The organism is Georgenia subflava, assembly GCF_009193155.1.
GTDB classification, from domain to species: Bacteria; Actinomycetota; Actinomycetes; order Actinomycetales; family Actinomycetaceae; genus Georgenia; species Georgenia subflava.
Genome location: NZ_VUKD01000003.1, coordinates 583,648 through 604,658, shown reverse-complemented (window position 1 = coordinate 604,658; position 21,011 = coordinate 583,648). Strand labels below are relative to the sequence as shown.

The window sequence follows — 21,011 nt, the reverse complement described above, 5'->3', positions numbered from 1 at the left end:
TTCACTCCTACGTCGGTGGCTGGGGCTGGTGGGCCAGGGTGGCACGGGGGACGGCGTCGACGCACGTCCGTCCCGCGGGCCGCGTCCGGGCGGCGCCGACGGGTCAGAATGTCACGGGAGCCGCGTCGGTCGACCCGCGCACGATGAGCTCGGGGACGAAGATCAGCTCGGTGCGCGGCACGGACGCGCCGCCGATCTCCGCGGCGAGGGTGGTGACGGCGGCCTGGCACATGGCGTCGACCGGCTGGCGCACCGTGGTCAGCGGCGGGTCGGTGAACGGGATGAGCGTGGAGTCGTCGTAGCCGATGACCGACAGGTGCTCGGGCACCCGGCGGCCGCGGTAGCGTGCGGCCCGGACCGCGCCGAGCGCCATCAGGTCGGAGCCGCAGATCACGGCGGTGCAGCCCGCGTCCATCAGCGTCGTCGTCGCGCTGACACCGCCCTCGACGGTGTAGAGCGTGGTGACCACCTGCGGGTCGTGCACGTCCACGTAGGTGGTCATGGCCTCCACGAAGCCCTCGCGCTTGCGCTTGGCGGGGACGAAGCGGTCCGGCCCGATGGCCAGGCCGATGTTGCGGTGGCCCTGGGAGGCGAGGTGGCGCACGGCGAGGTCCATGCTGCCGATCTCGTCCGTGGAGAACGACGGCGCGTCGACGGCCGGGTTGTGCCCGTTGATGAGCACGAACGGCAGACCGAGGTCGCGCAGCCGCTGGTAGCGGGCCGGGTCGGCGTGGGTGTCGGCGTGCAGGCCCGAGACGAAGATGATGCCGTCGACGCCGTGCTCGAGGAGCATGTCGACGTACTGGTCCTCGGTGGTGCCGCCGGGCGACTGGGTGCACAGCAGCGGGGTCAGGCCGGCCGTGGCGAGCAGGGACTCGATGGCCTGGGCGAAGGCGGGGAAGACCGGGTTGCTCAGCTCGGGGACGATCAGCCCGACCAGGCCCGCGGAGCGGGAGCGCAGCTTGTCGGGGCGTTCGTAGCCGAGCATGTCCAGGGCGGCCAGGACGGCGCGGCGGGTCTCGCCGGCGACGCCGGGCTTGGCGTTGAGGACCCGCGACACGGTTGCGGTGCTGACGCCGGCCTGCTCGGCCACGTCAGTCAGCCTGGTGCGCCCTTGCATGGCAGTTACCGACCTTCTTGTACGGGTGCGCGGCTGTGCGCACGTGCTCGGTGAAGAGTGTTGCCTGAAAGTTACTGCAAGTAGTTGCAATCGCGCCAGCGCCCGGTTTACTGTCGTCGCATCCGGACAGTCGGCGGTGACGCCGCACCACCGGCATGACCAAGACACCAGCCCTCTTACTTACAGGAGATGCAAGATGCGACGGAGCATCACCCTCGCGGCCGCGGTCGGCGTGACGATGGCCCTGGCCGCCTGCTCGGGCGGCAGCACCGACGGCGAGACCGCTGCCGGTTCCACCGACGAGACCGGTGCCGCCGAGGAGGAGACCTCCGCGGCCGGCGCCGGCGGCGCCCTCACGATCTGGGTCGACGAGACCCGCCAGGCCGCCGTCGAGGAGGCGGCGACCGCCTTCGAGGAGGAGACCGGCGCCACCGTCGAGACGGTGCTGAAGAACTTCGACGACATCCGGGCGGACTTCAACGCCCAGGTCCCCACCGGTGAGGGGCCGGACATCACTGTCGGCGCCCACGACTGGCTCGGCGAGCTGACGGCCAACGGCGTCGTCGCCCCGATCGAGCTGGGCGAGAAGGAGGCCGAGTTCGAGACCGTCGCGGTCGAGGCCTTCACCCAGGACGGCCAGGTCTACGGCCTGCCCTACGCGGTGGAGAACATCGCCCTGATCCGCAACACGGCGCTCGCTGCCGAGGCGCCGGCCACGTGGGACGACGCCGTCGCCGCCGGGCAGGCCGCCGGCACCCCCTACCCGATCCTCATCCAGATGGGTGAGGAGGGTGACCCCTACACGATGTACCCGCTGCAGACCTCCTTCGGCGCCCCGGTCTTCACCCAGAACGAGGACGGCTCCTACACCCCGGAGCTCGCGCTGGGCGGCGAGGCGGGCAACGCCTTCGCGCAGTGGCTGGCGGAGCAGGGCTCGACCGGGGTGCTCGACACCGCGGTGACCTACGACATCGCGCTGGCGGCGTTCGCCGCGGGCGAGTCGCCGTTCATCATCGGCGGCCCCTGGATGATCGAGTCCTTCGAGGGCCTCGACCTCGCCATCGACCCGATCCCGAGCGCCGGCGGCGAGCCGGCCCAGCCGTTCGCCGGGGTCGCGGGCTTCTACATCAACGCGCAGAGCGACAACGCCCTGCTCGCCAACGACTTCCTCGTCAACTTCATGGCGACCGAGGACGCCCAGATGGCGCTGTACGAGGCCGGCAACCGCCCGCCAGCCCTGACCGCGGCGGCCGAGGCCGCCTCGGCGGACCCGATCACCGACGGGTTCCGCACCGTGGGCGCCGACGCCGTCCCGATGCCCTCCATCCCCGAGATGGGCTCCGTGTGGGCCTTCTGGGGCGTCACCGAGGCCGGCATCGTCAACGGCTCGCTCGAGCCGGTCGCCGGCTGGGAGAAGATGGTCGCCGACATCCAGGGTGCGCTGGACGCAGCCTGACCCCAGGCCGGACCTGACCGGTCCGTGGGGCGCGCAGCCGGCAGGTCCGGCTGCGCGCCCCGCACAGGGACGACGGCGACGCCGCCGGCGGCCCGCCCCGTCCCACAGCCCGACCGCGCACCGTCCGGTCGGCCGCACGAGGAAGTGTCGGAGCGTCGAGACGCTGCCGACCGGAGGTCTTGATGAGCGTGAAGTCGCCGGTGGCCCCGTCCCGGAAGTCCGCGCGTCCGCCACGGACGTCGGAGTCCCACGCCACCAGGTTCGGCCCCGGCTTCTTCGTGAAGCTCGTCCTCATGGCGCTGGTGAACGCCCTGGGCGTCTACGTGGTCATGGCGGCGTGGGGCGAGGAGTCCTACGGCATCCTCGCCGTCATGGTGGTCCTGCTCCTGGCCGCCAACTACGTCTACTTCGGCCGGCGCACGCTGCCGATGAAGTACCTGCTCCCCGGGCTGGCGTTCCTGCTCGTCTACCAGGTCTTCGTGATCGGCTACACCGGCTACGTCGCGTTCACCAACTACGGCGACGGGCACAACTCCACCAAGGGCGACGCGATCGAGGCGCTGCTCATCCAGAACGAGCGCCGCGTGGAGGGCTCCTCGGCCTACCCCCTGGTCGTTCTCGACGACGGCGGTGAGCTCGCCTTCGGCATCATCAACGACGACGGGGACGTCCGGGTCGGCCGCGCCGAGGTCCCGCTGGAGACGGCCGGGGACGCCGTCGTCGCGGACGGCACCATCACCGAGGTGCCCGGGTACGAGATCCTGCCCCGCCAGGAGATCCTCGAGCGCCAGGGCGACGTGACCGAGCTGCGGGTGCCGGTCTCCGACGACCCCGAGGACGGCTCGATCCGCACCCAGGACGCACGCTCCGGGTACGTCTACATCTCCACGCTGCATTACGACGAGGCCGCCGACACGATGACGGACACCCTGACCGGGACCGTCTACACACCCAACGACGAGGGCCAGTTCGAGGCGGCCGACGGCACCGTCCTGCCGGTCGGCTGGAAGGTCGCCGTCGGTCTCGACAACTTCGCCACGGCCTTCGGCGACTCGCGCTACGCCACGCCGTTCGTCGAGGTGCTGCTGTGGACGTTCGCCTTCGCGGTCCTCTCGGTCGTCTCGACCTTCCTGCTCGGACTCTTCCTGGCGATGGTCTTCAACGACGAGCGGGTCAGGGGCCGGAAGATCTACCGCACGCTGCTGATCCTGCCGTACGCCTTCCCGTCGTTCCTCGCCGCGCTGCTGTGGTCCGGCCTGCTCAACCGCCGGTTCGGGTTCGTCAACCAGGTGCTGCTCGGTGGCACCGAGATCGAGTGGCTCACCGACCCGTGGCTCGCCAAGCTCTCCGTCCTGGGCGTGAACCTCTGGCTGGGGTTCCCCTACATGTTCCTCATCTGCACCGGTGCGCTGCAGTCGATCCCGAAGGACGTCCTCGAGGCGGCGACGATCGACGGCGCGGGCAAGATCCGGTCCTGGTGGTCGGTCACGCTGCCGCTCCTGATGGTCTCGACGGCGCCGCTGCTCATCTCCTCGTTCGCCTTCAACTTCAACAACTTCAACCTCGTCTACATGCTCACCGGCGGTGGACCGCCGATGACCGACGCGTCGGTGCCGATCGGCCACACCGACATCCTGATCTCGATGGTGTACTCGATCTCCGGGCTCGACGGCACGGCCGCCAAGAACTACGGGCTCGCGAGCGCGCTGTCGATCGTCATCTTCGTGATCGTCGCGACCATCTCGGTGCTGAGCTTCCGCAAGACCCGCGTGCTCGAGGAGATCAACTGACATGACCACCCAGACAGCACAGCCCGTCACGCAGAACCGGGTGAGCCGGAAGCGCTGGTTCACGGAAGTCGGCATCAAGCACGTGGTCGGGGTGGTCGCCGTGGTCTACGCGGCCTTCCCGATCGTCTACGTCATCTCCGCCGCACTGAACCCCAGCGGCACCCTGACCGGCTCCAACGACCTCTTCGGCACGATCAGCTCCGCGAACTACGCCGACCTCAACGGCACGCTGTTCTGGACGTGGGTGCTCAACACGCTGTTCATCGGTGTGGTCACCGCCGTCGGCACGGTCCTCATGGGTTCCGCGGCCGCCTACGCGTTCTCCCGGTTCCGGTTCACCGGGCGTCGGTTCGGCCTCATGGCCCTGCTGGTGATCCAGATGTTCCCGCAGCTGCTGGCGTTCGTGGCGATCTTCCTGCTGCTGCTCGGCCTCGGCAACGTCGTTCCCGTGCTGGGCCTGAACAGCCAGATCGGCCTGATCTGCGTCTACCTCGGTGGTGCGCTCGGCGTGAACACGTTCCTCATGTACGGGTTCTTCAACACGATCCCGAAGGAGCTCGACGAGGCCGCCAAGATCGACGGCGCCTCCCACGCCCAGATCTTCTTCACCATCATCCTGAGGCTCGTGGCCCCCATCCTCGCCGTCGTCGGCCTGCTCTCGTTCATCGCCTCGTTCAACGACTTCATCCTCGCCCGGGTGATCCTGCAGTCCGAGGAGAACTGGACCCTCGCCGTCGGCATGTACGGGTTCGTCTCGGACCGCCTGGACGCCAATTGGGGGCTGTTCGCCAGCGGTGCCGTGATCTCCGCGATCCCGGTGCTGCTGCTGTTCCTGTTCCTCCAGCGCTACATCGTCGGCGGGCTCACGGCCGGCTCGGTCAAGGGCTGACGCCCGGCGCTCACTCCAGAGCGATCCACACGGTGGTGTCGGGCGGGACGATGACGGTCTCGTCGAGCGGCATCGGGAGGTCCTCGCTGGCGTGCAGCAGGTCCCGGTCGGCCGGGACGTACAGGTCGTCGCCACCGAGGTTGACGAGGACGAGCACCTTCGAGCTGATGAAGGCGAGGGTGTCGGTGCCGGGCGGGTCGTCCACCCAGGCGAGGTGCCCGGTGCCGAGGCCGAGCTCGCGCCGCAGCCGCAGCGCGTGGCGGTACCGCTCGAAGAGGGAGCCGGCGCGCCCACGCTGCTGCGCAGCCTCGCGCGAGACGTGCTCGACGGTCGTGGCGGGATCGACGCCGCCGGGCACCATGTCCACCGCCTCGCCCTGCCGGAGGTACACGACCCCGGGCAGCGCGATCATGAGCAGGGTCGCCGCGTGCAGTCGGCGCCGCAGCGCGGCCGGGGTCGGGGCGTCCCACGCCTGCGGGCCGGCGTCAGTGGCCTCGGTGTGGCCCGTGACGCGCGAGAGGGTCCACCCGGCGGGAGCGCCGACGGCGTCCCGCTGGAGATAGGCGTCGGAGATCGTCGCCCGCAGCTCGTCCGCCCGCCACGCGACGCGGGCGAGACGGTCGTCGCGGCTGATGTGCAGCCAGTCCTCGTGGAGGTGCGCGGCGACGTCCTCGGGGTCGACCGAGCTTACGGCACCCGTGATGATCCGCTCCTCGCGCTCGGCCACCAGGGCGTGCAGCGCACCGATGTCGACGCCGGCATGCTCGTGCGGGCCGGGCCCCTCGGGCACGCCCGCCCCCTGCAGGTCGACCCCGTCGGCGCCGCGGTCGAGCCAGGCTGTCACCCGGTCCAAGTGCCAGGCGGCGCGGTCGACCACGTCGTCCGGGGCGTCGTCCCCAGTCACGCCGGCGATCAGCCGCAGGTTGCGCTGACCGACACGTCGGACGAGCTCGTCGACCGCCGCGCCGCCCGACTCGGTGCGGGGATCGACGTCAGGCACCCGGACCTGGACGGCGTTCGCGCCGAGCCGCGCCACGTGGGAGACCTCCTTGGCAAGGGCGAGCAGCCCGGCCTCGTCCACCGGCCCGGGGACCCGGTAGACGACGGCGTCGCGCCACCACGGCACGGCCCCCCGGCTGCGCCGGTGCACCAGCGTGGTGGTGGTGACCTCCCCGAGCCGGGTCGCGGGACGCGCCGCCTCGGCGGTCTCCTCGGCGGACTCGGCCCTCGTCGTCTCGGTCATCTCGTCATTGTGACCCAAGACCTACCCGGGCACACGAGATCACGTAGGCTCGCGGCGTGCCCACGGACCCAGACCTCTTCGACCGCGAGGTGCGGACGTACGAGGCGGCACGCGCGGCAGGCGAGCACGACCCGTACACCGACCGCGACCGCGAGCGGTGGTGGCCGGAGGCGGCCAAGAGCCCTCGGCGGACCGCGTTCGAGCGGGACCGCGCCCGAGTGCTGCACTCCTCGGCGCTGCGCCGTCTGGGGGCGAAGACGCAGGTGCTCGGGCCCTCGAGCGACGACTTCGTGCGGACCCGCCTCACGCACTCGCTCGAGGTGGCGCAGGTGGGGCGCGAGCTCGGCAAGGCGCTGGGCTGCGACCCGGACGTGGTCGACACCGCCTGCCTGTCACACGATCTCGGCCACCCCCCGTTCGGCCACAACGGCGAGCGCGCCCTGCACGAGGTCGCCGCGGACATCGGCGGCTTCGAGGGCAACGCCCAGACGCTGCGCCTGCTCTCCCGGCTGGAGCCCAAGACCTTCACCGACGACGGCACCGGCGTCGGCCTGAACCTGACCCGGGCGAGCCTGGACGCGGCGACGAAGTACCCGTGGCTGCCGGGGGAGGGCCCGCACCGGCCCGACGGGTCCACGACCGCCAAGTTCGGCGTCTATCCCGACGACCTCGGCGTGTTCACCTGGCTGCGGCAGGACGCCCCCGAGCGGCGGCGCTGCCTCGAGGCGCAGGTGATGGACCTCGCGGACGACGTCTCCTACTCGGTGCACGACGTCGAGGACGCCATCGTGGGCGGACGGGTCGACCTCGAGGGGCTGCGCACGCCCGGCGAGCAGCAGCGCGTGGTCGACCAGGTGCGCCGCTGGTACGACCCCGCGGTTGACGACGACGAGCTGGGGGCCGCCCTCGAGGGGATCGTGGCGAGCCCGGTCTGGCGGCGCTCGCACGACGGCTCCCGCCGCGACCTCGCCGGGCTGAAGGACATGACGAGCCAGCTCATCGGCCGCTTCTGCGGGGCCGCCGAGGACGCCACCCGGGACGCCTACGGACCGGGCCGGCTCACCCGGTACGCCGCCGACCTCGTGGTGCCCAACCGCACGGTCGCCGAGATCTTCGTCCTCAAGGGGGTCGCGGCGCTGTACGTCATGGCGCCGCGCGAGCAGGAGCCGCTCTACCTCTCCCAGCGCACGATCCTGTTCGACCTGGCCGACGCGCTGGTCGCCTCCCCGCGCCACCTCGAGGGTCCGTTCGCGGCGGACTGGGACGAGGCGGGGGACGACGCCGGTCGGCTCCGCGCGGTCGTCGACCAGATCGCCTCGCTCACGGACACCTCGGCCCAGCAGTGGCACGCACGGCTGTGCGGGATGCTCTCCGAGGTGTACTGATCAACAGGCCCGTCGCCTCCCGCCGCCCTCCCCGGCGGCGCGCAGTTGCGGCCGCCGGGCGACCTACACTGGCGCCATGGCAGGCCTGATCCGACGCGAGGACATCGCGACCGTCCGCGAACGCGCCCGGATCGAGGAGGTCGTGGGCACCTACGTCACCCTCAAGGCCGCCGGCGTCGGATCGATGAAGGGCCTGTGCCCCTTCCACGACGAGCGCACCCCCTCCTTCCACGTCCGCCCGCAGCTCGGCCTGTGGCACTGCTTCGGCTGCGACGAGGGCGGCGACGTCATCTCCTTCGTGCAGAAGATCGACCACCTGCCGTTCACCGAGGCCGTCGAGCACCTCGCGGCGAAGGCCGGGGTGCAGCTGCGGTACGAGGACGGCGGCAACGGGCGCCCGCGCGAGGAGCCGGGCCGCCGGCAGCGGCTGATCGAGGCGCACCGGGTCGCCGAGGAGTTCTACGCGGCGCAGCTCGACTCCCCGGGCGCCGCCACCGGCCGGCAGTTCCTCGCCGAGCGCGGCTTCGACCGTGCCGCGGCAGCGACGTTCGGCGTCGGGTACGCCCCGCAGGGCTGGGACCACCTCGTCCGGCACCTGCGCGGACGGGGCTTCACGGAGGCGGAGCTGACGCTGTCCGGGCTCGTCTCGCAGGGCAACCGCGGCATCTACGACCGGTTCCGCGGCCGGCTCCTGTGGCCGATCCGCGACATCACCGGCGAGACCGTCGGCTTCGGAGCGCGCAAGCTCTTCGACGACGACCCAGGGCCGAAGTACCTCAACACCCCCGAGACCCCCATCTACAAGAAGTCGCAGGTCCTGTACGGGCTCGACCTGGCCAAGCGGACGATCGCCAAGGAGCGACGCGTCGTCGTCGTCGAGGGCTACACGGACGTCATGGCGGCACACCTGGCCGGGGTGGGCACCGCGGTGGCCACCTGCGGCACGGCGTTCGGCACCGACCACGTCCGCATCGTGCGCCGCCTCCTGGGCGACTCCGCCGACGCGGCGGCCGGCGTCATGTTCTCCTCGGGCGCGACCCGCGGCGGCGAGGTCATCTTCACCTTCGACGGGGACGCCGCCGGGCAGAAGGCCGCCCTGCGCGCCTTCGAGGAGGACCAGCGCTTCGCGTCGCAGACCTTCGTGGCGGTCGGTCCGGACGGGCTGGACCCCTGCGACCTGCGGCTGCAGCGCGGGGACGCCGCCGTGCGCGAGCTCGTGTCCTCCCGTCAGCCCCTGTTCGCGTTCGCGATCCGGTCCGTCCTCGCGCAGCTCGACCTCGCGACGGCGGAGGGCAGGGTCGCGGCGCTGCGCTCGGGGGCACCGGTGGTCGCCGGGATCCGGGACCGGGCGCTGCGCGCCGAGTACGCGCGTGAGCTCGCCGGCTGGCTGGGCATGGACGAGCCCACGGTCCGGCGCGCGGTGCAGGCCGCCGAGCGCTCGGTCGGGCGCAGCGGCGGCCCGGACGCGCCGGACCGTGGCGAGCGGGCCCAGGGCAACGGCTACCCCGCCCGGCGCCCCGAGGGACGCGGCGCCGGCCCCTCGTACGGCCGCGACAGCGATAGCGGGCGACCCGGCGCCTACCGGGAGGACCCGGTGGCCAAGCTCGAGCGACAGGTGCTCGAGGTCGTCCTCCAGCTGCCGCAGCACGCCCTTGGTGCCGGTTTCGACACGCTCGCCCCGGACACCTTCACCGTGCCGGCCTACCGTGGTGTGCACGACGCCATCCGCGCGGCGGGCGGCACGACGGCGTACGGGCAGCAGGTCGAGCGGCTCGCCGCCCAGGCGGCGAGTGCGGACGCCGCCCGGCACGCCGCGGCCTGGTGGGCCGAGCAGGTGCGCGAGAACGCGGTCGGGCCGGTGGCCGGGGTGATCACCGAGCTGGCCGTCGCGCCGCTGCCCGAGGACCGCGCCGAGGCGCTGGCGGGCTACGCGCAGGGCGTCCTCGTCGCCCTCATCCGGATGGGCCTGACCCGCGAGATCGCGGACGTCAAGGGCCGGCTCCAGCGTGCGGACCCCAACGACCCGGGCTACGCGCAGATCTTCACCGACCTGATGACCCTCGAGAACCGCCGTCGAGCCCTGAGCCGCGACTGAGCCGGTTCCGGGCACCGCTGTCCACGACGTGCCCCGCAGGTCGCGCGCAGGCCAGATTTCTGTAGCGTCGCCGGTGGTGGCCGACACAGGGGGAGGCCGGCCGAGGGGAGGGAAGAGTCGTGGTCGAGCGTTTCCGCGTCCCGCCCTCCGACGCCGGTGACGCCGCCTCGCGCCCCGGCGGGAGCCTCGCCGAGGGAGGCCCCGGCACCGAGCACGACCCGCCGCGGCCCGAGACACCGACGGAGCCGGGCGCCGCAGCCTCCAGCCTCGAGGAGGTGCCGGACGCGCTCGAGGAGGAGGACGAGGAGCTCTTCGAGCGCCGCGACGACCCGCCGCGTGCGGCCTTCTCGCTCTATGGCGACTACTCGCCGGCGACGACGTACCGCGGCGAGTCCGCCGACCTCGCGGGCGGTGGCGCCGCGGCATCTGACGTCGGCACCCCGCAGCGGTCCCGGCGACGGTGGGTGCCGTGGGCGGTCGGCGGCGCCGTCGGGGCAGCGGTCGCCGGTGGGGCGGTGGTCGTCGCCCTGACCGGCGGGGACGACCCGGCGGCCCAGGCCATCAGCAACCCGAGCGCACCGTCGCGCACCGCGGCGCCCGTGCCCACTCCCGACCCGCCGGTCCCGACGGCCCCGGGCGGCGACGGTACTGGCGCGCCGGACGTCGACGCCACGGTGCCGCCGGCCTCCGAGCTCGTCCCGGTGGGGGAGAGCGCCACCGTCGGCAGCTGGGAGATCACGCTCGAGGCCACCGACCTGGACGCCCAGGCGACGATCGACGCCGGCGACAACCCGCTCTACGACGGCCTCGCGGACGGCGAGGTGCTCGTCCTGACGACCGCCACGGTCACCAACACCGCGAACGAGCCGCTCGATCCCGGGCTGGACCTCCTGACCGGCTTCCTGGGCGCCGACGGCGTGGAGTACAACGTCCTGAACGGCGGGGTCTGCCTCGCGGACGAGAGTCTCCTGGACGTCGGCGAGATCGGCCCGGGCGAGAGCGTGTCCGGGAGCGTGTGCCAGGCCGTCCCCGGCGACGCCGTCGCCGACGGGTCCTGGATCGTCCGGCCGGCGGAGAACTACACCAGCCGGGTCGCGTTCGCCGTGGAGTAACGTCCAGGCGTCCAGGCGTCCAGGCGTCCAGGCGTCCACGCGCTCCGGACGACCCACGACGGCGGCTCCGGACACCCACGACGGCGCAGGAATGACGCCAGAGGCGTCGCGGGGAATGACAGAGGCCCGGAACCGCTGTGGTTCCGGGCCTATCGGCTCCCGCGACTGGATTCGAACCAGTAACCGTCCGATTAACAGTCGGATGCTCTGCCGTTGAGCTACGCGGGATCGCGAGATGAGACTCTAGCAAATTTCTCGAGGCGCCCGGCCCCCGGAGGGCGAGCCGCTCATGTGGCAAGTCCCACAGCGGCACGGGCCCGACGCTCGAGGTCGTCGATGAGCTCGCGCTCGGCGGCATCGCCACGCAGCGCACCCTGCGCGGTCAGCTGGGAGAAGAGCTGCCCGGCCTCGTCCCGGCGGATGTTGACCCGGACGAACGCCCCGCCCGGGGTGTCCATGCTCTCGGTGTGGACGACGGAGGACTGGACACGCTCGCGCAGCACCGCGGTGAAGTCGGCGACCTCGTCGTCGGCAGTGGTGAGCACCAGCGGCGAGACGCGCCCGTCCACCCAGGTCACGGTGAACTCGCGGGCGTCACCGTCCCACGAGCCGTGCTCCACCTCGTGCCAGGGATGCCGGTCCTGCACGCCACCGGCCCCGACGACCACGAGTGCGCCGGCGGCGACGACGGCCCAGCTGCCGTCGGTCAGCTCGGCGGCGGCGAGCGGCTGGTCACGCCGGTCGAGACGAGCCGTGACGCCCTTGGGCATCCTGGGATGACGACGACCGAGGATCATGGCTGACACGGTAGCCCGCCGGGCGACGGTACGCTGGACGCCGTCGTGGTGCGGTCGCGCCACGTGCGCCCCTGTAGCTCAGCCGGTCAGAGCAGCGGACTCATAATCCGTCGGTCGCGGGTTCAAGCCCCGCCGGGGGCACCGTCGTGCTCAGCGGCCGGTGGTGGAGAAGTGCTGGTAGTCCTTCGGGCTGCTCCACGCCCCGCCCCAGCTCCAGCCGCGTGCGGCGAAGGCACGCACCACCTCGTCGCCCGCGTGGATCATGCCGGCCGCGTCGCGGCTCCGGTCGGCATACGGCGCGCCGGCGGGCGGCAGCACGGTCGAGCCGACGACGTACGGGTTGACCAGCGGGTTGACGTCGATCGCGCGCCCGTAGGAGTGCTCGGAGAACGACGATCCGCCGGTGACGGCCCGGCAGTTGAAGGCGCTGGTGTTGTTCGCGGCCATGCTGGCGTCGTCGTCGGCGCCGTACTCGGCGACGGGCACCATGCGGTGGATCGGGAACCTGGCGTCGTAGAGGTCCTCCAGCACGTCCGCCACGTCGCCTGCCAGGGCGGCCGCCACCACGACGCGTCCGGTGCGCACGTTCCCGCCGTCGTCCCAGTGGCTCGCGACCACCGTGCGCAGGCCGGCGGGCGCCACCGGGCAGCCCGGGCGCCACGACGCCCCGATGTCGGCGGCCGTGACCGGCACGATCGAGACCTGGAAACCGGGGTGCCTGCGGATGCCGAGGGTGTCCTCGCCGTCACCGTTCCAGTCACCGACGTAGACCTCGTCACCGGCGCGGCCGTAGACCAGGACGAGGTCGGCCTGGCCGGCGGCGATGGTGTTCTTCACGTAGTACGTCGCACCACGACGCACCGTGAAGGTGTCGTCGCCGTCGCCGTCCCAGTCACCGGCGAGGGTGATGTCCCCGGCTCGGCCGTAGACCACGACCTGGTCGGCCTGGCCGGCGGCGATGGTGTTCTTGACGAAGTACTGCGCACCGCGGCGCACCGCGAAGGTGTCCAGGGTGTCGCCGTCCCAGTCGCCCACGACCACCTGGTCGCCCGAGCGGCCGTAGACCACCACCTGGTCGGCGGGACCGCCGGCCAGGTCGTTCTTCACGTGGTACTCCGCGCCGCGTCTGACCGCCAGGGTGTCCACGCCGTCGCCGTCCCAGTCGCCCACCAGGACCGTGTCACCGGGCCGGCCGTAGACGAAGACGTGCTCCGCCTCACCACCACGCGGGGCGTTGTTGACGTAGAAGACGTTGCCGCGACGGACCGTGATGGAGTCGGTGCCGTCACCGTCCCAGTCACCGATGAGGACCTCGTCAGCGAACCGGCCGTACATGAACACATGGTTCGCCGTGGTGTCCCACGCATCGTTGAGGAAGAACCCGAACTGCTGCCCGGACGGGTCCTCGGGCGCGGCCGCGGCGGGCGTGGCAGCACCGGCGAGAAGCAGCGCGGCAGCTCCGAGAGCGACCGCGGCTCTCGCCAGGGTGGCGCACGCGCGCAGGGACCGCAGCATCGTCGTCTCCAGCCGGCCAGGGCACGGTGGGCCCCGACCGATCACACGGTAGTTCAGCCGTCACCGGCGCGCCTGGCGGGGCAGCCGGGCCGTGCCCACGGCGGCCCGGCGGTTAGGACCACCCCGCCGAGCGTGGAAACATACGCCCATGGCCATGCGTGAGATCCGAGTCGTCGGCGATCCCGTCCTGCGCACCCCGTGCGAGGAGATCACCGACATCGATGCCCGAGTCCGCTCCCTGGTGGAGGACCTGCTCGAGACCGTGGACGCCGACGGCCGCGCCGGCCTGGCCGCCAACCAGATCGGCGTCGGGCTCCGGGCGTTCTCCTGGAACATCGACGACGAGGTCGGCTACATCCTCAACCCGCGCATCGTCGAGGTCTCCGAGGACGAGTACCAGGACGGCGACGAGGGCTGCCTCTCCGTGCCGGGCCTCTGGTTCCCGACCAAGCGCGCCTGGTACGCGCGGGCCGAGGGGATCGACCTCGACGGCAAGCAGGTCATCGTCGAGGGCGAGGAGCTCATGGCTCGCTGCATCCAGCACGAGGTCGACCACCTCGACGGCATGCTGTACCTGGACCGCCTCGACAAGGCCGTCCGCCGCAAGGCGATGAAGGCGATCCGCGAGCAGCTCTGAGCCGCTCGCGCCACGCCCGCCGCCGCTGGTGGTGGCGCCGCCGCCCGGTATCGGGCATGATGTGACCGAGTTCGCCGCGCGAACATGTCACGCCTGGTCAGGCCCGAGGTCGTTGGGGAAGACGCACCTCGAACAAGACCAGGAGGAGTCGACATGAATGGTGCCTACACCCGCGGCGTCATCTTCGTGCACTCTGCACCCCGTGCGCTGTGCCCTCACATCGAATGGGCAGCCGGCACGGTGCTCGACGCACGGGCCACCATGGAGTGGACGGCGCAGCCGGCCGCCTCCGGCCTGTTCCGTGCCGAGTTCTCCTGGATCGGCCCGGTCGGCACGGGGGCGCGTCTGGCATCGGCGCTGCGCGGATGGACCCACCTGCGTTACGAGATCACCGAGGAAGCGAGCCCGGGCTGCGACGGCGGACGCTGGTCGCACACGCCCGAGCTCGGGATCTTCCACGCGCAGACGGACGCCCACGGCAACGTGGTGGTCCCGGAGGACCGCATCCGTGCAGCGCTCGAGCACGCCGCCGACCCGGCCCGGATGCGCACGGAGCTCGACCTGGCGCTGGGGCAGGCCTGGGACGACGAGCTCGAACCGTTCCGCTACGCCGGGGCGGGCGCGCCGGTGCGCTGGCTCCACCGGGTCGGCTGATCCCACGGCCGGCCGACGGCGGCGCCTCCACCGGGGAAGGGGAGGCGCCGCCGTCGGGGGTCACGGGCAGTCGGTCCGGTCGTCCACGACCGCCGGCGTCACGTCGGCGGCCTCGGCCCGACCGAGGTTCCACTCCAGGAGGTCCCGCGGGGGCGCCTCGGGGCCGTCGGGGAGGGCGCAGCGGCGCAGGTCGGCCGGCAGACCCTTGACGATCGTCGGTGCGGCGTCGGGCCCGAGAGTCGCCAGGTACCAGGTGTCGATCTTCCCGGTCTCGTCGTAGCGCTCGATGTTCCGCTCCGCGACCCACGCCTCCGGGTTCGCGAGCCCGATCACCAGGAGGAACACCGCGCCGGAGGCGAGGGCGGCACGGGGCAGCCACGCGCCCGACCAGCGGATCCCGGCGACCATCACCAGCACGACGACGACACCGAGCCACAGCTCGAAGGCATCCACCAGCACCCGGAGCACCGTGTAGCCGAACGCCTGCTGGTACACCGCCATGCGGAACAGGGCGGAGGCGACGACGACGAGGGTGAGCACGCACAGCAGACCGAGCACCACCCGCAGGACGAGCCGGTCGCGCGACGTCGCCGCCGACGCCTTGCGGACCGTGAGCGCGACGGTTGCCAGCGTCAGCGTGGTCGCGAGGGTCAGCTGGCCGAAACCCTGGTGCACGTAGTCGGCGTAGCTCATCCCCGTCATCCGACGCACGTAGTCGTGGCCGCCCCACATCGCCGACGCCTGCGCGACGACGAATCCGGCGAAGACCGCGACGACGACGCCCACCGGGACCAGCCACTCCCACCTGCGGGTGACCGGTCGGGCCTCCGGCAGACCCACCTGCTCCACCCGCGGCGGGTTGAGGGCCAGGTAGCACCCGGCCAGGACGACCCCGCCGACGGCGACGAGCACGAACGAGCGGAAGATCATCGAGTCCCAGGCGAGGTCGGGCACGACCGCCGCGGCCCAGGAGCCGAAGACGGCGTCGCCGGAGGCGAAGAGCCCGCCGAAGACGACGAGCGCGACCAGGGAGATGGCCGCGGTCCGCAGTACGGGCCAGAGCAGGCGGTGCCCGCTCGTCGCGGTGATCGTCCGGCCCAGCAGGGGCAGCCCGCGCAGGGCCGACAACGCCCAGGCAGCGACTCCCGCCGCCATCGGCAGGACCCGTCGGGCGTCCGTCAGCGCGGTCGTCACGAGCACGGCGACGACCAGCATGGAGAGGACCGCCAGCCACTCCGCGGCCCGGAGCACGACCATCGAACCGAGCCCGAGGCACAAGAGGACCGAGAACGACGTCCACGGGCCGCTCCTGCGCACCGAGGTGGCCAGCACGACGCCGCCGGCCAGCAGCAGCACCAGCAGCGTTCCCACGCCCCACTGCCGCTCGGGCAGCACGAGGGCGGCGACGGCGCCCACGGCCAGGGACGCGAGGAGCGCGACCGGTGCGGTGCGCGGCCCGCGCTCCGGCCACAGGCCACCGAAGACGGCCTCGGCGAACGAGGGCCGCTGCACGGACAGGGCCGCTGAGCCCCCGGAGGGAACCGACGGCGGGACGGACGTGGTCGTGGACATGGCGTGCTCCTCGGGACGATGGACGGAACCGGGGGGTCGGTGCGAGGGAGCCGGGCGCTGGGTGGCCGACTCCGCGACGGTGGCCGGTGCGGCCGCTGCCGGCCCAGGGGTGGGAGAGGGTGCGGCTGGGGCGACGTGCACGGGGGACGGGGCGGGCTCGGCGCCGCTCCCGCTCGGCGGTGCGGGTCGGCGCGGGAGGACCGCACGGATGCGCGCACCCGACGCCCCCGGCGCCGGCGGCAGCGACGCGATGGAGCCGCCGTGCAGCTCGCAGACCCAGCTGGCGATCGCCAGGCCGAGGCCGGTCCCTCCGCCGCCGCCGTCGCTGTCCGACCAGTAGCTGGTGAAGACGCTCTCGGCGCGGTCGGCGGGGATGCCCGGCCCCTCGTCGGTGACCTCGAGGAGCCACCGGTCCGGGCCGTCGGCCGCCGCGCGGACGACGACCTCGCCACCGGTCGGGGAGTGGCGCGTCGCGTTGTCGAGCAGGTTCGCCACCACCTGGCTGAGCCGGGCGGCGTCGCCCTCGACCTCCAGGTCCGGCGGGCTCACCCGGCTGGCGTAGCGCACGTCCCGCCCGCCCACGCCGGCCTCGGCCACCGCCTGCTGCACGAGGTCCGCGACGCGGACCGGGCCGAGCTGCAGCGACGCGGCGCCGCCGTCGACCCGGCTGAGGTCCAGCAGGTCGCCCACCAGGTCGCTCAGCCGTTCGGACTGGGCCAGCGCGCTCTGCAGGGTGGCGTCGTCGGGAGTGACGACGCCGTCGACCAGGTTCTCCAGGAGCGCCCGCTGGGCGGCGAGCGGTGTGCGGAGCTCGTGCGAGACGGTGGCGAGGAGCTGGCGGCGCTGGCGGTCCGCCGCGGCGAGGTCTGCCGCCATCGTGTTGAACGCCCGGGCGAGGCGTCCGACCTCGTCGGCCGACGTGGCGGTGACCCGCTCGGAGTAGTCGCCGGTGGCCATACGGGCGGCCGCCCGCGTCATCTCCCGCAGCGGCGACGTCATGCCGCGGGCCAGCCACTGTGTGACGCCGAGCGCGGCCGCCACCGTGACCGGGACGGTCAGCCACCACGGCACCCCCGCACGGTTGCCGATCTCGGAGACGAGGACCGCGGCCACGATGCTGAGGCCGACGAGGATCCCGAACTTGAGCTTGACGGACCCGATCCCGTCCAGCGGGCGGTCCGGGCCGACGGCAGGGCCGGTCACCGTCCGGTCTCCATGGCGTAGCCGACGCCGTGGACGGTGCGCACCCGGTCGGGGCCGATCTTGGCGCGCAGCGCCTTGACGTGGCTGTCGAGGGTGCGGGTGCCGCGGGCGTCCGCCCAGCCCCACACCTCCCGCATGAGGTCCTCGCGGGAGCGGACGGTGCCCGGCGCGGCGGCCAGGGTGAGGAGGAGGTCGAACTCCAGCGGCGTCAGGTGGACCTCTGCGCTGCCAACGCTCACGCGCCGACCCGCCCGGTCGATGGTGAGGTCGCCGAGCTCCATCCTGGGCTCTCGCGACGCCGCGAGCTCTTGGGCGCGGTCGACCCGGCGCAGCAGGGCGCGGATACGGGCGACGACCTCACGCATCCGGAACGGCTTGGTCACGTAGTCGTCGGCGCCGACTGCGAGCCCGACCAGCATGTCCGTCTCCTCGACGCGGGCGGTGAGCATCAGCACCGGGACGGGCCGCGTGGCCTGGACGCGTCGGCACACCTCGATCCCGTCGAACCCGGGCAGCATGACGTCCAGGACCACGAGGTCTGGCTGGTGCTCGGCGTGCGCGGCCACGGCGCCGGGACCGTCGTAGGCCTGGACGACGGCGAAGCCCTCGGCCACCAACCGGTCTGACAGCGCCTGGTTGATCGTCACGTCGTCCTCGACGACGAGCAACGTCCGGGCCTTGGTGGTCGGGTTCTGCGTCATGCCCCGAGCCTAGGAGCGGCGGTGTGTCGCTCCCGCCGGGCGGCTGTGGAGATTGTGTGAAGATCCGTCCGGCGTCAGTGCCCCGCCTTCCAGGCCACGGCACGCAGCGCGGTCAGGCCCACGTGCCCATGCCGAAGTGAGCGAGAGGCACCTCATCCCACAGGGCTGATCCGCGCCGAGGCGTCTCGCGGCTAGCCTCGGCCCACCACCGCCGGGCGAGCCCGGCTCCAACGAGGGGGTTGGACATGTCTGAGACCGCGCTGGGACGGACGCGACCGGTCGCACTGCTGCTGACGGCGATGGCGCTTCTCGCCGCGCTCGTCGTGGGTGCCTCACCCGCGGACGCGCACGGCAAGGGCCGGGGCGGGCACCACGATGCGGTGCCGCGGCCGGAGGAGACGGCCACCGCCGTCGGGTACGGCGGCGCAGTGACGGCGCTGGACTCCTACGCCACGGCCGCCGGGATGGAGGTGCTCCGGAGAGGGGGTAACGCCGTCGACGCCGCGATCGCTGCCTCCGCGATGCTCGGCGTGACCCGACCGTACGACGGCAGCATCGGCGGCGGCGGGTTCTTCGTCATCTACGACGCGAGGCGCGACGAGGTCACCACTATCGACGCCCGCGAGACCGCGCCGGCCGCGACCGAGCCGGACGTCTTCCTCGAGGACGGCGTCGAGACCCCCTTCCCCGAGCGGCGCGTCTCCGGCCTCTCCCAGGGCGTGCCCGGGCTCGTCGCGGGCTGGGAGCTCGCGGCCGAGCGCTACGGCCGGATGCCCCTGCACAAGCTGCTGCGTCCGGCGGTCGAGGTCGCCGAGCGCGGCTTCGTCGCGGACGAGACGTACGAGATCCGCACGACGGCGAACGCCGAGATCTTCAACCGTTTCACCTCCTCGCGCGACCTCTTTCTCGTCGAGGGCGAGGACGCCGCGGGTGCGCCGGCGTTCGTCTCGCCGGAGCCTGGCGACGTGGTGCGCAACCCCGACCTCGCGGACACCTACCGGCTCATCGCCCGCCACGGCACCGAAGCGTTCTACGGCGGCGAGATCGCCGAGGCGATCGTGGACACGGTCCAGAGCCCGCCGCTCGTCCCGGGCGACACGGGACCTGCGGTCCGACCGGGGCTGATGGAGCTCGGCGACCTCGACGCCTACGAGGCGAAGTGGCGCGACCCGACCCGGGTGGAGTACCGCGACTTCACCGTGTTCGGCATGGGGCCGCCGTCGTCCGGCGGCACCACCGTCGGGCAGGCGCTCAACATCCTCGAGAACTTCGATCTCGGTGCGATGCCCGAGGCCGACGCGCTGCACCTCATGCTCGAGGCCGAGGCCCTGGCGTTCGCCGACCGGGGCAGGTACCTCGGCGACCCCGACTTCGTACCCGTGCCGGTCGAGGGGCTGCTCGACCAGGGGTACGCCGACGAGCGCGCCGCACTCATCCTCCAGCCGTTCCAGGCGGCGCCCCGGCCCGTGCCCTTCGGCGTCCCGCCGGGTGCACCCGCAGCCGACGTCATCCCGGCGGGTGCGCCCGCCGCCGGGGGCGTCGTCGGTGCGTCCGAGAATGACGCAGTCCCGGCCGTGGTGCCCGCGTCGACCAGCAACACCACGCACCTGACGACGACGGACCGGTGGGGCAACGTCGTCGCCCTCACCTTCTCCATCGAGCAGATCGGCGGGAGCGGCATCGCCGTGGACGGCTACGGCTTCCTGCTCAACAACGAGCTCACCGACTTCTCGACGGCGGTGGGCGAGGCGAACTCGCCCGACGGCGGCAAGCGGCCGCGCTCGAGCATCGCCCCGACCATGATCTTCCAGGACGGCGACCCGTTCCTGGCGTACGGCACCCCGGGCGGAGCCACGATCATCACCACCGTGCTGCAGGTCGGCCTCAACGTGATGGACCTCGGGATGGACCTGCCCGACGCCATCGCCGCGCCGCGCCTGCTCAACGCCAACAGCCCCACCACACCGGCGGAACCGGAGGTGCCGGCCGCGACCCGCGAGGTCCTGGCTGCCTACGGTCACATGCTTGTGCCTCCGACGCCGTCGCCCATCGGTGACGCGATCGGCAATGCCAACGGCATCCAGTTCGGCCGGCACGGGCTCCTGGCGGCCGCGGAGCCGGTCCGGTTCGGTGGTGGCAGCGCGACGGTCCTGAAGCACTGGCGGTCCTGAGCGGTCGCGGCCACGGGCGCTCCGGTGCGACCGCCGTGACGCGTCATGCTGCGTGGTTGCGGAAGAGGTCCTGCCGGCGTGCGAGCCCGAGCTTGCGGAGCACGGCCCGGACGTGGGTCTTGACCGTGGGCAGCCCGAGGTGGAGGGCGGCGGCGATGTCGGCGTTCGGGCAGTGCTGCAGCAGCAGCCCGAGCACCTCCCGCTCACGGGGCGTGAGGTGCTCGGGGGCGAGCTGCTCGGCAGGGTCGTGATGTCCGTCGCCGGGCGGCGGGCCGATCTCGTGGTGCGCTGGCGCCCACACGCGCCGGCCCTCGATGGTGGCCCGGACGGTGGCCAGCAGGGTCGCCGGCGGGCTCGTCCGGTGCACCAGGCTGTCCGCACCGGCCAGGTACATGGCGGTGACCTCCGCCGGTGCGGTGCGGGCGGTCAGCACGAGGACGGCGGGTGCCGCCTCGTCCTTGATCGTCCGGCACAGGGCGGGCCCAACGGGCCGGCCCCCGAGCACGACGTCGAGCACGACGAGGCGCGGACGGCGGACCGCGACGTCGTGCACCGCCTGCGCGACGGTCGTCGACTCAGCGACCACGGCGAGGTCCGGGTGGCCGGACAGGACCGCGCGCACACCCAGGCGGACGACCGGATGGTCGTCCACCAGCACGATGTCGGGCATC

The 21,011-nt window shown here is 72.7% G+C and carries 16 protein-coding genes and 2 tRNA genes; 10 read left to right on the top strand and 8 right to left on the bottom strand.

Annotated features, from left to right (window positions below; all coding sequences use genetic code 11):
* Positions 1-103: 103 nt before the first annotated feature.
* Complete coding sequence (locus GD748_RS12740; RefSeq protein WP_152195546.1) at positions 104-1,120, bottom strand: LacI family DNA-binding transcriptional regulator; 1,017 nt, start codon at positions 1,118-1,120, stop codon at positions 104-106.
* A 196-nt stretch (positions 1,121-1,316) separates the two neighbouring features.
* Between GD748_RS12740 and GD748_RS12735 the strand changes: the two genes are divergently transcribed.
* The 3 genes from GD748_RS12735 to GD748_RS12725 all read left to right on the top strand — a co-directional run bounded on the left by GD748_RS12735 (position 1,317) and on the right by GD748_RS12725 (position 5,255).
* Positions 1,317-2,576: a sugar ABC transporter substrate-binding protein gene (locus GD748_RS12735; protein WP_152195545.1), complete on the top strand. Its 1,260-nt coding sequence runs from the start codon at positions 1,317-1,319 to the stop codon at positions 2,574-2,576.
* 182 nt (positions 2,577-2,758) lie between these two features.
* Entirely contained in the window at positions 2,759-4,366 is a 1,608-nt protein-coding gene (locus tag GD748_RS12730) for an ABC transporter permease subunit (RefSeq protein WP_152195544.1), read from the top strand.
* 1 nt (position 4,367) lies between these two features.
* Positions 4,368-5,255 (top strand): sugar ABC transporter permease, encoded by an 888-nt coding sequence (locus GD748_RS12725; RefSeq protein ID WP_152195543.1) that lies wholly within the window; start codon positions 4,368-4,370, stop codon positions 5,253-5,255.
* Between the two features lie 10 nt (positions 5,256-5,265).
* Here the strand turns inward: GD748_RS12725 and GD748_RS12720 are convergent, their stop codons facing one another.
* The gene (locus tag GD748_RS12720; RefSeq protein WP_152195542.1) at positions 5,266-6,498 is read right to left on the bottom strand and encodes an alpha-amylase family protein; all 1,233 of its coding nucleotides are present in this window, start codon (positions 6,496-6,498) and stop codon (positions 5,266-5,268) included.
* 89 nt (positions 6,499-6,587) lie between these two features.
* Here GD748_RS12720 and GD748_RS12715 point away from each other — a divergent pair, with 89 nt between their 5' ends.
* From GD748_RS12715 to GD748_RS12705, 3 genes are all read left to right on the top strand, one after another.
* Positions 6,588-7,883 (top strand): deoxyguanosinetriphosphate triphosphohydrolase, encoded by a 1,296-nt coding sequence (locus GD748_RS12715; protein WP_193312949.1) that lies wholly within the window; start codon positions 6,588-6,590, stop codon positions 7,881-7,883.
* Positions 7,884-7,959: 76 nt separating this feature from the next.
* Positions 7,960-9,978 carry a DNA primase gene (dnaG, locus tag GD748_RS12710; protein ID WP_152195540.1) on the top strand — a complete coding sequence of 673 codons (2,019 nt, stop codon included), beginning with the start codon at positions 7,960-7,962 and terminating at the stop codon, positions 9,976-9,978.
* A gap of 119 nt (positions 9,979-10,097) precedes the next feature.
* A complete protein-coding gene (locus GD748_RS12705; RefSeq protein ID WP_152195539.1) occupies positions 10,098-11,090 on the top strand; it encodes a hypothetical protein in 993 nt (330 codons plus the stop codon).
* A gap of 156 nt (positions 11,091-11,246) precedes the next feature.
* On the opposite strand, the gene GD748_RS12700 is transcribed toward GD748_RS12705, so the two are convergent.
* Positions 11,247-11,318: transfer RNA gene (locus GD748_RS12700), tRNA-Asn, on the bottom strand.
* 59 nt (positions 11,319-11,377) lie between these two features.
* Positions 11,378-11,887 carry a hypothetical protein gene (locus GD748_RS12695; protein ID WP_152195538.1) on the bottom strand — a complete coding sequence of 170 codons (510 nt, stop codon included), beginning with the start codon at positions 11,885-11,887 and terminating at the stop codon, positions 11,378-11,380.
* Positions 11,888-11,954: 67 nt separating this feature from the next.
* On the opposite strand from GD748_RS12695, the gene GD748_RS12690 reads away from it, so the two are divergent.
* Positions 11,955-12,028 (top strand) — tRNA-Ile (locus GD748_RS12690).
* A 9-nt stretch (positions 12,029-12,037) separates the two neighbouring features.
* Here the strand turns inward: GD748_RS12690 and GD748_RS19540 are convergent.
* Positions 12,038-13,402: a M15 family metallopeptidase gene (locus GD748_RS19540; protein WP_226921278.1), complete on the bottom strand. Its 1,365-nt coding sequence runs from the start codon at positions 13,400-13,402 to the stop codon at positions 12,038-12,040.
* Positions 13,403-13,550: 148 nt separating this feature from the next.
* Here GD748_RS19540 and def point away from each other — a divergent pair, with 148 nt between their 5' ends.
* Positions 13,551-14,039 (top strand): peptide deformylase, encoded by a 489-nt coding sequence (gene def / locus GD748_RS12680; RefSeq protein ID WP_152195537.1) that lies wholly within the window; start codon positions 13,551-13,553, stop codon positions 14,037-14,039.
* 153 nt (positions 14,040-14,192) lie between these two features.
* A complete protein-coding gene (locus GD748_RS12675) occupies positions 14,193-14,693 on the top strand; it encodes a DUF3145 domain-containing protein (RefSeq protein WP_152195536.1) in 501 nt (166 codons plus the stop codon).
* Positions 14,694-14,753: 60 nt separating this feature from the next.
* On the opposite strand, the gene GD748_RS12670 is transcribed toward GD748_RS12675, so the two are convergent.
* Positions 14,754-17,468, bottom strand: a complete 2,715-nt coding sequence (locus GD748_RS12670; protein WP_152195535.1) for a DUF4153 domain-containing protein — start codon at positions 17,466-17,468, stop codon at positions 14,754-14,756.
* Complete coding sequence (locus GD748_RS12665; protein WP_152195534.1) at positions 17,465-18,169, bottom strand: response regulator transcription factor; 705 nt, start codon at positions 18,167-18,169, stop codon at positions 17,465-17,467. The genes GD748_RS12670 and GD748_RS12665 overlap by 4 nt, the downstream gene beginning before the upstream one ends.
* A gap of 245 nt (positions 18,170-18,414) precedes the next feature.
* Between GD748_RS12665 and ggt the strand changes: the two genes are divergently transcribed.
* Positions 18,415-20,340, top strand: a complete 1,926-nt coding sequence (ggt, locus tag GD748_RS12660; RefSeq protein WP_152195533.1) for a gamma-glutamyltransferase — start codon at positions 18,415-18,417, stop codon at positions 20,338-20,340.
* 43 nt (positions 20,341-20,383) lie between these two features.
* Here the strand turns inward: ggt and GD748_RS12655 are convergent, their stop codons facing one another.
* A complete protein-coding gene (locus GD748_RS12655; protein ID WP_193312933.1) occupies positions 20,384-21,010 on the bottom strand; it encodes a response regulator transcription factor in 627 nt (208 codons plus the stop codon).
* Position 21,011: the final 1 nt, after the last annotated feature.